At 40.3% G+C, this 12,885-nt stretch carries 13 protein-coding genes; 8 read left to right on the plus strand and 5 right to left on the minus strand.

Annotation, left to right across the window (positions count from 1 at the left end; all coding sequences use genetic code 11):
* Positions 1 to 8: 8 nt before the first annotated feature.
* From aguB to ACLTWA_RS15245, 4 genes are all read right to left on the minus strand, one after another.
* Positions 9 to 869, minus strand: a complete 861-nt coding sequence (gene aguB, locus ACLTWA_RS15230; protein ID WP_412328825.1) for an N-carbamoylputrescine amidase — start codon at positions 867 to 869, stop codon at positions 9 to 11.
* A gap of 15 nt (positions 870 to 884) precedes the next feature.
* Complete coding sequence (locus ACLTWA_RS15235; protein WP_412328747.1) at positions 885 to 2,432, minus strand: amidohydrolase; 1,548 nt, start codon at positions 2,430 to 2,432, stop codon at positions 885 to 887.
* 13 nt (positions 2,433 to 2,445) lie between these two features.
* Positions 2,446 to 3,408: a dimethylarginine dimethylaminohydrolase family protein gene (locus ACLTWA_RS15240; RefSeq protein ID WP_412328748.1), complete on the minus strand. Its 963-nt coding sequence runs from the start codon at positions 3,406 to 3,408 to the stop codon at positions 2,446 to 2,448.
* A gap of 254 nt (positions 3,409 to 3,662) precedes the next feature.
* Entirely contained in the window at positions 3,663 to 4,406 is a 744-nt protein-coding gene (locus ACLTWA_RS15245; RefSeq protein ID WP_412328749.1) for a LuxR C-terminal-related transcriptional regulator, read from the minus strand.
* A gap of 277 nt (positions 4,407 to 4,683) precedes the next feature.
* Between ACLTWA_RS15245 and ACLTWA_RS15250 the strand changes: the two genes are divergently transcribed.
* From ACLTWA_RS15250 to ACLTWA_RS15285, 8 genes are all read left to right on the plus strand, one after another.
* Complete coding sequence (locus ACLTWA_RS15250; RefSeq protein WP_412328750.1) at positions 4,684 to 5,559, plus strand: GNAT family N-acetyltransferase; 876 nt, start codon at positions 4,684 to 4,686, stop codon at positions 5,557 to 5,559.
* A gap of 40 nt (positions 5,560 to 5,599) precedes the next feature.
* Entirely contained in the window at positions 5,600 to 6,277 is a 678-nt protein-coding gene (locus tag ACLTWA_RS15255; protein WP_412328751.1) for a class I SAM-dependent methyltransferase, read from the plus strand.
* A gap of 132 nt (positions 6,278 to 6,409) precedes the next feature.
* Positions 6,410 to 7,318: a hypothetical protein gene (locus tag ACLTWA_RS15260; RefSeq protein WP_412328752.1), complete on the plus strand. Its 909-nt coding sequence runs from the start codon at positions 6,410 to 6,412 to the stop codon at positions 7,316 to 7,318.
* Positions 7,319 to 7,393: 75 nt separating this feature from the next.
* Positions 7,394 to 7,957: a GNAT family N-acetyltransferase gene (locus tag ACLTWA_RS15265; RefSeq protein ID WP_412328753.1), complete on the plus strand. Its 564-nt coding sequence runs from the start codon at positions 7,394 to 7,396 to the stop codon at positions 7,955 to 7,957.
* 79 nt (positions 7,958 to 8,036) lie between these two features.
* Complete coding sequence (locus tag ACLTWA_RS15270; RefSeq protein ID WP_412328754.1) at positions 8,037 to 8,657, plus strand: peptidase C39; 621 nt, start codon at positions 8,037 to 8,039, stop codon at positions 8,655 to 8,657.
* 224 nt (positions 8,658 to 8,881) lie between these two features.
* Positions 8,882 to 9,382: an RNA polymerase sigma factor gene (locus tag ACLTWA_RS15275; protein ID WP_412328755.1), complete on the plus strand. Its 501-nt coding sequence runs from the start codon at positions 8,882 to 8,884 to the stop codon at positions 9,380 to 9,382.
* Positions 9,360 to 10,316 (plus strand): DUF4825 domain-containing protein, encoded by a 957-nt coding sequence (locus ACLTWA_RS15280; protein WP_412328756.1) that lies wholly within the window; start codon positions 9,360 to 9,362, stop codon positions 10,314 to 10,316. The genes ACLTWA_RS15275 and ACLTWA_RS15280 overlap by 23 nt, the downstream gene beginning before the upstream one ends.
* Before the next feature lie 176 nt (positions 10,317 to 10,492).
* Positions 10,493 to 11,737, plus strand: a complete 1,245-nt coding sequence (locus ACLTWA_RS15285; protein ID WP_412328757.1) for a [Fe-Fe] hydrogenase large subunit C-terminal domain-containing protein — start codon at positions 10,493 to 10,495, stop codon at positions 11,735 to 11,737.
* Between the two features lie 3 nt (positions 11,738 to 11,740).
* Here ACLTWA_RS15285 and ACLTWA_RS15290 read toward each other — a convergent pair whose 3' ends face one another.
* Entirely contained in the window at positions 11,741 to 12,655 is a 915-nt protein-coding gene (locus tag ACLTWA_RS15290; RefSeq protein ID WP_412328758.1) for an AEC family transporter, read from the minus strand.
* Between the last annotated feature and the right edge of the window lie 230 nt (positions 12,656 to 12,885).

Below are 12,885 nucleotides of genomic sequence, written 5' to 3' on the forward strand. Positions count from 1 at the left end.
GACTATGATTATTTTCCGTGTGTAATGATTGTCTGATACATTTCTGGTCTTCGGTCTCTAAAGATTCCCCATTCTCTGCGTTCCGTTGCATTTTGATCCAAATCCACTTCCTGCACCAATACCATTTGAGTGGATCTGTCTGCCTGTTTCAATATAGTTCCATGATGATCTGAGATAAAGGAGGAACCGTAAAATGTCATTTCTGTCCCATCGATCTCAGTTCCGATCCGGTTGGAGGCAACCACAGGAACCATGTTTGCAGCTGCGTGTCCCTGCATACAATGCTGCCAGTGAGGTTTGGAATCTATGTTTAGATTTGGTTCACTTCCAATTGCAGTTGGATACAATAAAATCTCTGCCCCCTGCAAAACCATACATCTTGCGGCTTCTGGAAACCACTGATCCCAACAGATTCCTACGCCGATTTTACCATAGGCGGTGTTCCATACTTGAAAGCCTGTATCACCTGGTGAAAAATAGAATTTTTCAGCGTAAGGCAGACCATCCGGAATATGGGTTTTCCTGTATATTCCTAAATTCGTGCCATCCGCATCAAGAATAGCAACGGAATTAAATGCAGTATTTGCTGTTCGTTCAAAAAAACTTACCGGAATCACCACCTGCAATTCCTTTGCCAGCTTCTGCATATGAAGGATTGCTTTGTTGTTTTCAACAGGAGTCGCAAGCTTCATATATTCAAATTTTTGCTGTTGGCAAAAATATGGTGTTTCAAAGAGCTCCTGCAATAGGATTATATTTGCTCCTTCCCCTGTGGCCTGTCTTATTAATTCTTCTGCCTTTTGGATGTTTTCATCGGTATTCCAGGTACACTCCATTTGTGTTGCTGCAATTTTTATTTTTCTCATGATATTCATTCCTGTCTGTTAATCGTATTTATGTTCAAAAACAACCTTTCCTTCAACGACCGTCATCATTACCTTTAGATTCTGGATTCTATCTGCATTCTCATAAGGGTCTGCGTCTAATACAACAAAATCTGCTAATTTGCCTGCTTCAATGGTTCCTTTTTTATCTTCCTGCCTGTTTGCAATGGCACCATTCACGGTAAAAAGCCTGATTGCTTCATGGACAGAGAGCCGTTTCCATTCCTTCTCCAGATTAACGGCTGCATGAATTCCTTTTAATGGACTTGGAGCGGTAACTGGACTATCTGAGCCACCCGCAATAATTCCACCATTAATTACAATTTCTGCAAATGGTTCCATTCGGTCTGCCCGCTTTTTATCCATTAACGCTTCATATACATTATCCTTTTTTTTATCCCAGGTATATGTAAAAATTGGCTGCATAGATAAAATAAGTCCCATGCTGATGGCCTTTTTGATCTGGTCGGGCCACACAAGAGAGAAGTGCTCAATGCGATTTCTGTTTGGATTGCCTTCTAAGCCCAGTTCGTTATAGACCTTTTCATAGACTCGAAGATACTGGTCGATGGCCGCATCTCCGATTGCATGCATAGCGGTCTGCAATCCTTCCTCATTTGCCCGCTTTAAGAAACGGTATAATCGTTCGTCGCTCCAGTATAGGATTCCTTTTGGATACAGCTTCTCATTATAGGGTTCTCTTGCAGCCATGGTACCTTCAAAGGTAGCTCCGTCCAGACAAAGACAGCCGCCAATCTGCTTTAAGCCCAAGGCCTTTACTTTATGTACATCTTCTGTCTGATAAAAATGTGTAATGTGGAGTGGAAGCTGCTCCGCCATATACATCCACATATAAAAATCGCGATCCGATTTATCAAACATGTTACCGTCTAAACAGCAGATTGTGGTACAGCCCTGGGAGACACAGTACTTTGCGGTAGCATGGATGTATTTTTTGATTTCTTCATCACTCGTAAGCTTGTTGATTTTTCCAGCTGCGTACAAGGTGCTGTCATCAGAACTTAGTTCTCCCGTTTTTTCTCCTTCTTCATTAATTACAATTCCCTGCAAATCCTCTGGTATCTGTAAAAGATCCATTGCCTTTGAGTTTAAAAGGCAGCCATGCATGGTCCTGTTTTTAATATAAACCGGATGATTTTTTGATACCTTATCCAGTTCAAACCTACTTGGCGGACGTTTATCTTCTAAATTTCGAATATCCAGACCGGAGCCCTTAATCCAGCCATCCCCATCAACCTGGCAATGGTTTTTTACGATTTCCAGAATCTCATTTATGTTTTTTGCATCTTTTAAATTAAATTCCTGCAAATATTCGCCTGTTGCCGTACCATGAAGATGGCTGTCGATAAAACCTGGAAACATAATCTGGCCTTTTAGATCAATTACTTGTTCTGCGTTTGTTTCATTTGGTTCTTCTAAGCCTGCTGCAATAATTTTTCCTGCCTGAATGCCAACCCAGGATGCCTTTGGATTGTTATCATTCATTGTATAAATGGTTCCATTTTTAAATAAAATATCCCATTTCATATGCAGCCTCCCATTAGACACGTAATAGTGGCTGAGTACTGCATCGAAAGGATCCGCCCAGAGATCTGGAAATGGAGAAATCAATATATTCTGTTTGTATTCCTCTGTCTTCTAATTGTTTTCCGATTTTCTCAAAAAACGGATCTAAAATATATACCTGCTCATTAACCGGCAGTCCGTTTGCTGCCAGGTGGGCAATCTCTTCTTTCTGAATCTGGATTTTATCCCAGTGGGAAAGTTCCTTTGGAATTCCTTCTAAAAGTGCCTCTTCACAGACAATCATAAGTCCATCTCTTACCAGACTGAGTGCACAATCTAAATGCAGCACATCCTTTGCCAAGGGCACGGAGACTACGTTAATTCCAAAATGCTTCAACAGATTTCTAAGCCACTGGTGTCCGTTTTCGTTTGAAGCCAGTCCGGAGTTTCCTACAAAAACAGTTTTTCCATAAACCAGAACATCGCCACCTTCTATAAATGGTCCCTTTGGTGAATCTATGGACATGGATATATCAGGCTTTGGAATCGCCACATAGTACATATCATTTCTGGATGCTTCTTCTTCTAATATATTTCGTATTGGAAGGATTTCATTTCTTCTATGGGGAAAGCGAAGGGATCCTTCAATGACCAATTCACTTATTGTAAAAAACGGGTCTCTTGAGAAAAAGTTACTGCATCCATCATCTCCGCCCAACTCAATTTCAAAATCCGTCAGCGTTCGAGGTAAGATGACCTCCACTTCATACTTCTCCAAAACCGTTTTAAGATTTTCTCTTTCCGTTAGCCATTGTTCATATTCTTTTGGGAATACATCCTTAAAATTCTTTCCGCGTACTTCTGAAAAATGCTGTATTGCTTCTTCTGCAAGAAACTCGGTATCTTTTAAGGTCTTTGGAAAAATAAATTCAGACTGCGATAATATCACTCTCTTTAATGGTGCAAATTCACTTTCGACATAAACTTTTTTACTCATTTTTGTTATACCTCTACCTTATATTTTTTGACTCTTCATGTTCAACTCCATTCTTATGTTCCGGACTTTCCAAGTAAGAGTGTGCCTATAATGCACAAATGCGAAGAGGCACTTATCAATTAAGTGCCTCTTCGCATTTGGTAAGAAGATTATATTATTATTTCTTTTATAAATCTATGCTCCCTGGGGAGTAGCTTTTTTAATTTAAGTCACCATTTGTATCAAAAGGAGTATAAAGAAGCGGGTATTTGCTCTTATTTCTTAATCTTATGGAGAAGCATGACCTGACCGCTGCATCCTGTTTTTTGATAGATATTAAATAAATGCTTTTTAACTGTGGTCTTTGCGATTCCAAGATAAATTGATATTTCCTCCATATTTTTCCCGTTTACTAAAGATTCTAATACAAGGGATTCTTTGGATGTGAGGTGATACATGTTTATCATATTTTCTACCGTATATTTCCCCTGGCTTTCCATGCTTAAATCCATAAAGGTCTTATAATTTAAATGCTCTTGCAGCACCTCCAGATAAAGAATATCTTTTCTCGTGAAGTTTTCTTTTTCCTTTTTCCTAAAAAAGGATAGTACACCAAGAAATTTGTTCTTATATGACAATAGCAAATGTATGGAATGATGGTAGCCATTGATTCGATACACCATGTTATAATACTCGGTCTTGGTGCGCTGATCGTCTGACATAATGTCACTTTCCCGAAAAACCATACTTTTTCCAGTCATAAATAAACCTGCTGCATAATCCAAATCATGATAGTTATCTAAATACTCATGTATCATTTCTTCTTTACAATTTATGAACAACGATCTGCCAAGCTTATTGCCAGATAACTGATCCAAAATAAAAAAGGTAGCCGAGTCACCTTTTAAAAGGGTGTTTAGGGCTTCCAACACATACTGTCTCATCTCATCAAAGCTTTGTTTTGTATGTATTTTATATATTATATCATTTAATAACAACAATTCATTCAATTCAATCATAAACGAAACACCTCCAAATTTATTATCTAGTTTATATCTGTTTACGGCACAAGTCAATTCGTCCGGTGATTTTAAACGGTTTTGTGAAAAATACACTGCATTTGAAAAAATGAAATATGGGAATGGCTGAAAGGAACTAATTTGATTATAAATGGGATTGAGGTAGATTTTATCACTTTTTTATGTAATATTATATATAATCGATGTAACCAGCATCATTTACCAACTGAATACTTTACGCATGAAAGAAAAACAGCTTAGAAATGGAGAAGGCGGCATGGAGAAAAACTATAAATTTGTAAAAGCATATCAGGAGATGGAAGAAATCAGAAAAAGTTTCAATCGTCTGGCGCAGTCCACCTTCCATCTGGATTTTGAGGACTGGTATCAGAATGGATATTGGAAGGACAAATACATCCCTTATTCCTTCTTAGACGGGGATCAGGTGATTGCAAATGTTTCTGTAAGTCCCATGAAATTCCTGCACAATGGGGAAGTCAGGAATTATATTCAGCTTGGAACCGTAATGACCAGTAAATCCTATAGAAATCAGGGATTGATCCGTAAGCTGATTCATGAAATCGAGTCGGATTATAGGGGAAAAGCTGATGGCTATTTTCTGTTTGCCAATGACCAGGTACTTGATTTTTATACAAAATTCGGTTATGTGAGAGCAAAAGAATTCGTCGGTTCTAAAGAAATGAAAATTCATACGGAGATGACTGCTGAGAAGTTTTCCATGAAAAATAGGGAAGACTGGAAACATTTTGAGAAACTCATCGAATCCAGCAGTATGCAGGGCAGCTTATGGATGCAGGAAAATATGGAACTGATCATGTTTTACGCAACCGGTTTCTTAAGCGGGAATGTGTATGCAGTTAAAAGTCAAAATGCATTTGTGATTGCAGAACTTCACAAGGGCGTGCTGCTGCTGCACCAAATATTCTCGGCTCAGAAGGTTGATATAGATAAAATCGCTGCTGCATTTGGAAAAGACGTGAAAAAGGTTGTTCTGGGATTTTCGCCTTTTGATACGGATGGTTTTGCGTTTAAGGAACTTGCGGAGAAAGATACCACTTTGTTTGTAAAGGGGGATTTAAACGATACCATTGAAAAGTTTCATCAAAGAATACCAACGTTGTCCCACACATAATACGGAACAGACAGTTTATTTATGAAAGGAGAATAGAATTGTGCATAAAACTTTATTAAATGAATCTGTAGTTCTTGAGAATATGAGTGATTTTTTTGCAGCCCGGGTGGATGTGTATGATGAGCATATGCAAACTAATGTGAGAGGCTGTAAAGAAGCATACAGGAAAATGGCAGCACTGATTCCCTATCCCTGTGAACAATTGTTGGATTTAGGCTGCGGAACCGGTTTGGAATTAGAATTAATTTTTGAATTATTTCCAAATATCCATGTAACTGGAATCGACCTTACTCAGGCAATGTTGCTTAAATTAAAAGAAAAATATCCTGGAAAATCCCTTCGCTTGATTTGCGGTGATTACTTTGCAGTTGATTTCGGTGGGCTATCATATGACTGTGCAGTCTCCTTTCAGACTCTGCACCATTTTTCCCATAAAGAAAAGATTGGATTGTATAAAAAAATATATAATTCTTTGGCCTGTGGCGGGACATATATTGAGTGCGATTATATGGTAGAAACGCAGGAAGAAGAGGATTTTCATTTTGCAGAATATGATCGCTTAAGAGAAAAAAATGGCATATCTAAGGAGAAATATTATCATTATGACACTCCTTGTACCGTTGACAATCAAATGAAGATGTTAAAGTGCGCAGGATTTAAAGATATTCAAAAGGTATTTAGAATGGGAAATACAACAATTATAACTGCAAAGAATTGAAAATGCTTGGCAATAGCCAGTTGATACAAAACTCCAATATGGATCAGAAAATGAAAGTTGTGTTCAGGGGAGATATGTATTATATTATTAAAAGGAAAACTTTAACTCTTTTGTAATTTAATTGGGGGGAATATGAAAAAGATTACGATTGATGAAGTGGAATTTGAACTAAAGGAATATCATGATTTTCAATGGATCCATACGTATGGGAACGTTTTCTGCGTTTTTGACCAGACTGGATCAGGCTGCATTGGTTTCGGAGTTGAGAATAGAGATAAACGGTATTTTATAAAGGTTGCGGGTGTCAATACATTAGAAGCAGAGATTGATCCTGAAGAATCGGTGAAGATTTTAAAAGAAGCGGTAAAGAGGTATGAAATATTAAAGCACCCCAATTTGGTTACAATCTTGGAACATTTTCCCGTGGGAAGATTGTATGCAGCAGTTTTTGATTGGGTGGAGGGGGAGTGCTTGTATGATCATTGGAACTTTGATTATTATAAGAAAAATCCTCTGATAAAATCTCCAGCCAGAAGATTTAAAGAACTGCCCGTTTGGAAAAAAATCCGTACGGTTGACGTATTATTTTCTTTTTTGGAATTAACGGCAGAAAAGAATTATGTTGCGGTTGACTTTTATGATGGCAGCATCATCTATGACTTTGATTTGGACGCTGCCATGATTTGTGATATTGATTTTTTTAGAGAAAAACCGGCTTTTAATGATATAGGAAAAGACTTTTGGGGAAGCAAACGGTTAAAGGCACCGGAGGAATACATTCTTCATGAGTCAATTGATGAGAGAACCAATGTATATACCTTCGGGGCGTTGCTTTTTCATTTTTTTGGAAATTTTACGGAGCAGGAAATTAAAATGATATATAAGAATAATTGCTTTTCCCCCTGTTCTCTCAATCAGTGGGAGCTGAATCAAAAGGCATATAAAGTATTGTTAAAAGCAGTTGCCTGCAATCGGACGGAACGGTATCAGACTTTGAAAGAGTTTAGAAGTGATTGGAATATGGCAATTTCTGAAATATAATAATCTGCAATAACCCGGCCGCTGCAATTTTTTGGATAGCATGCTGCCGGAGCAGAATCAAAGGGAGATGGGAGTATGAATCATCAGGGAACTGTCGTACTGGAAACCGGGCGTTTGATTTTGCGGCCCTTCCAGGCAAAGGACGCCAAAGATATGTACAACAACTGGGCCGGAAGTAAGCGGGTTACCAGATATCTGACATGGCCGGCTCATGCATCGGTGGAAGAATCAAGAATGCTTCTTGATACCTGGGTAAAAAATTATTCTGACCCCAAATATTATGAGTGGTGTATGGAATACAAAGATAATCGTCAGGCAATCGGCAGTATAGGAGTTGCTAAAATGGATGAGTCCATAGATGCTGTTGAGATCGGTTACTGCATCGGAGCTTCCTATTGGCATCAGGGGATTACGGCGGAAGCCCTTCAGGAAGTGGTTTCATTCCTGTTTGAAAGGGTAGGGTGTAACAGGATTGCAGCCAGGCATGATATCAATAACCCTAATTCAGGAAAAGTCATGAAAAAGGCCGGATTAAGATATGAAGGAACACTTCTTCAGGCGGGAAAAAACAATGAAGGGATTGTTGATCTGGCGGTATATGGCATTACAAAAGCCATGTATTTCGAGAAAACCCATTGACAACAGAATCTTAAAATGTTACAAGTAATGGTTATAAGAAACCAGAAGAAATACATAAAGACAAGGAAGTGAAAGCGATATGAAAAACCCTCTGAACTATCAGGTAACGGAATATGACTGCGGCCCGACTACATTGCAGAATGCCATGAGTTTCCTTTTTAAGAGGGAAGAAGTGCCGCCGGATATCATAAAACATATCATGCTTTTTTGTCTTGATTCCTATAATACAAAGGGTGAGTTCGGTAAAAACGGTACGTCCAAAATGGCAATGATGTTTTTGAGTAACTGGCTCAATCAGTTTGGCAAGATGAAGAAGTTTCCCATACACAGTGAATACTTGACGGGGGAAGAGGTATTTATGGGAGAGAACAGCCGGATCATGTATGCCCTGCAGCAGGGCGGGGCAGTAGTAGCCCGGGTGATGTATGGCTGCTGGCATTATGTGCTGCTGACCGGTGCGGATGCCAAACAGGTTTATCTTTTTGATCCCTATTACAGGAAAAAGCCCTTTCCCCAGCCGGAGCTGAAACTGATTGCCGATATGCCTTACAGCCGGAACCGGAGCGTTCCCTGGGAGATGATAAACAGCACAGGGAAAGGGGCTTATGCCCTTGGGCCAATTGATACAAGAGAGGCTACCATCATATTTAACCGGGATACGCAGAAGAAACCGGCAGATACCATTGAATATTTTATATGATTTTATAGCGAAGCGGTTTTGAACTGCTTCGCTGTTTTTTATCGTATAGGAACGTTCGTCCTATACGATAAGAAACCCTCCGGGAGGACCGCACTGGGGCGTTGTGGGATCCTGTCCCTGAACCTGTTTGAATATCAACGCTTCGTGTATAATAAAAGAAAAAATAAAACAGTCTGTAACGAATGAGTCAATTTGTGCACTTATTTACAGAAAGGATGAGTGACATGGAATCAATGGATGAGATATATCGCAGGCATTCGAAAATGATATACTACGTTCTTTTGTCGAAAGTAAATAACCCCGATCTTGCGGAAGAACTGACTCAGGAGACATTTTACCAGGCATTAAAAAGCTTTCATACCTTTGCGGGCAGAAGCAGTGTGTCTACCTGGCTGTGCGGGATTTCCAATCATGTATATCAGACCTGGTGCAGAAAGCAGAAGTATTCCATGGACATAGAACAGGCAGAGTATGAGATAATGGAAGAGCCTTTGGAAAAGGCCGTATTTCTGGAATGGGAAAGCAAGGAGATATTAAGGCATCTGCATTCTCTAAAAGACCCCATGAGAGAAGTCATGTATTTAAGGCTGATCGGGAATCTGTCATTTCAGGATATCGGGGAAATTATGGAGAAAAGCGAGAACTGGGCAAGAGTCAATTTTTATCGCGGAAAAGAAAAAATCGTTGAGGAGGTAAGGAAACATGAAAGAAAAAATACCCTGTGAAGTCATAGAAGATCTGCTTCCTTTGTATGCGGAGGAGTTGACCCAGGCGGTGACCGGTGAAGTGATAAAAGAGCATATTGACCAGTGTGAAACCTGCAAAAGGAAATATGAAAATATGATGAATCAACTGGGAAGAGAGCATTTGGAAGCGGAAACAGCCAGAGAGGAAATCAATTATCTAAAAAAGATCAAACGCAGCAACCAGAAAAAAATTGTTCTTGCTGCTTTCCTTACGATTCTGATTGCCGCGGCTGGGATCTCGCTAAAGTTGTATGTAATCGGTTATCCCCTGGAGAATTATGAAACTGAAACCGCAGTTACGGGAGGGCAGTTGGAGGTCAAAGGAGAAATCAGTGATATGGATCATGTATACAGCAGCTATAAGATCAAAGACGGGGAAATCGTCGTCTATGGAAGTCTTCCATCTTTCTTTAATCGGCGGCGGCAGTTTGCCATCACTTATGATTTGTCAAAAGGGGACATTGCTGTCAATGGAGACACCATTAAGTCAGATGGGACAATCATTACAAAGAAAGCCAATGACCTGTTTCAGAACAGAAATCCCTATATCGGCGATATGCCGGCCAATGGGAAGATCGCTCAGACACTGGAAATCTACCGCAGTTTGGGAGAATATAAAAATGAATTGCAGACCACCAGAGAACCTTATGGCTGGACGCTGCTGTTTCAAAAGGAGGTACTTCCTGCAAATCAGATAAAATTTGACTCCATGATGGAATCCTATGCGGCAGCTATACTGGCGTTGATTGATAACTGCGGGGAAGTGACCTGGACGTATTCCAGCGGTCAGCAGACGGTAAAGAAAACCTATACACTGGAGGAGGCAAATAAAAGGTTTGGAAATGATATAAAATCATACGCTGCAAGCCCTCAAAAGGTGCAGGAACTCCTTGATTTGCTGAATATAAAATAGATAAGGAAAAACCACGGGGAAATGGTAGAAAATTACGGGAATTTATCAAAGAAAGACTATATATGGTATAGCATGGATGGAAAAAAGGTATTATAATGATGTTGTACTATCAATGTCTGAGTTCACACGAAGTACAGCGTTACAGAGAAAAATAGTATACATGCGGGAGGTATTTTATGCAGACATTTAAAGAATTGTATGAAAGCACGGTCAAAAGGGCACTGGATAAGGATTCGGATCTGACGGCACCGGAGGCCGGTAATTATGATCCCTATCAACTGGATTGCCTTTTGAATCCGAAGAAGCACCCTGTGGTTATCCGCACGGGCAAATGCACCTGTTCCAAAGAGCAAAAGAGTGAGTGTCTGGACCGCTGTCCCTTTGGAGCACTCAGTATGGGAGAAGATGGAATTCTAGTGGACCCGGACCTGTGTTTTGGATGTGAAAAGTGTATTGAGGGCTGTGCCAAGGAGAAGCTGACTGCAAGTACAGACATCATTCCGGCTTTGAAGGCGGTCCGAAGCTCCAAGGGATTGGTATATGCCATGATCGCACCTGCCTTTCTGGGACAGTTTTCCGAAGATGTGACACCTGGAAAGTTAAGGTCTGCACTGAAAGAAGTAGGGTTTGACGGAATGCTTGAAGTGGCTTTATTTGCAGATATTCTTACCCTGAAAGAGGCACTGGAATTTGACAAGAACATTAACGATGCCGGTGACTATCAGCTGACCAGCTGCTGCTGTCCCATGTGGATCGGCATGATCCGCAAGGTCTATCATCAGCTCCTTCCCCATGTGCCGGGATCGGTTTCTCCGATGGTAGCCTGCGGCAGAGTCATAAAGGCCCTGCATCCCGATGCACTGACCGTATTTATCGGGCCATGTCTGGCGAAGAAGGCGGAAGCAAGAGAAAAGGACCTGGCCGGAGCGGTTGACTATGTACTTACCTTCCAGGAGGTGCAGAATATTTTTGACGCTTTAGGAATCGACCCGGCTTCCATGGAAGAAAGTGAGAAGGATCATTCCTCCAAGGCGGGCAGAATCTATGCCAGAAAAGGCGGAGTCAGTGAAGCCGTAGAGCTTACTTTAAATGCCATCAATCCAGAAAGAAAGACAGAAATCATTACGAAAAAGGCCGATGGAGTACCAGCCTGCAAAAAGATGATACAGGATATTATGAATGGAAATATTGAAGCCAACTTTTATGAAGGAATGGGCTGTGTGGGCGGCTGCGTAGGCGGTCCAAGAGCTATATTGGGAAAAGAGCAGGGGACGGAATTAGTCAATAAATACGGGGATAATGCCACGTATCAGCATCCTGCAGAAAATCCATATGTCATTGAACTTTTGCACCGTTTGAATCTGGATACCATTGAAAGTCTTTTAGAGGAAACCGATTTATTCAGCCGGGATATTACTTAATAATTATAAGACCATTTCAATCAGCACACAGAAAAATGGAATGGATAGAAGAGACAGAACCGTAGATAAAAATACACAGGAAGCAGCAAACTTCTCATCTCCGCTGTACTTGGCAGCAAGTATGGCCGTGGTAGTTCCGGCAGGCATTCCGGATAATACCACGGCAACGGAGGTCACCAGCTGATCCAGCTTTAAGACCCAGCATAAAAGAAGAACGACGGCAGGGATTGCGATCAGTCTGATGAAGCTGTAGAAAAGAGTGAGCTTGCTGCATACTGTTTTTAAGTCCACTTCCGCCAGGATCCCTCCTATGATGAGCATGGACAGGGCGGTGGTACAGTTGCTTAAGGATAATATGGTCTTTTTGGCAAAGGCCGGAACTGAAAGCTGCAGTGCCATGATAAAAAAACCGATGATTACCGCGATGATACATGGATGAGTGAGGACTTTTTTAATCACTTCCCTTCCTTTTGCGGGTGTGAAGCAGGAGATACCTGCGGACCACATGAAGATCCGCTGGGGAATTAAATAGATGGAAGCATAGAGTAATCCCTGGCTTCCATAGATTTCTTCCACCAGAGGATTGCCGATAAAACCGGCATTGGAACAGATGGTGGCATACTTTAGCACCTTTTGCTTGGAGGAAGCGCTGTTCCGGTATAGAAAATTGCTTCCAAACAGGCAGGTGATCTGGATTCCAAGTGAGATGACCAGGATGGAAAAGCAGGATTTCAGGATATCCAGATTCATTTCAATAAAAAACGAATATATGATGTTACAGGGCAGGACCACATTGACGACAAGTGCGGTCAGGCCCTTTCTTATATTGGAATCTATGATACCAAGCTTAAAAAGTAAATATCCTGTGGCAATGAGCAAAAAAATCATGATCTGCATATCCAGTAAATTCCGAAACATTGATTCAGTCCTCCTGTTATTTATCTATAAGTGATAATAAAATAAAATATTTATCGTTAAATGATAACTCGCAAAAGAAAAAATAGCTATAAGCAAAAATAAACAATATTTTTATCAATAATAAGTAAAAAAAGAAATGTTTTAGCTAATAATGATAAAATATGCCATTTATGTATTGACAATGAGAGCCTGGTAACGTATTATGGTGCAAAGTAAAACAAGCAAACAGA

Origin of the sequence: Lacrimispora sp., assembly GCF_046972725.1 — a bacterium.
Lineage (GTDB): Bacteria > Bacillota > Clostridia > Lachnospirales > Lachnospiraceae > Lacrimispora.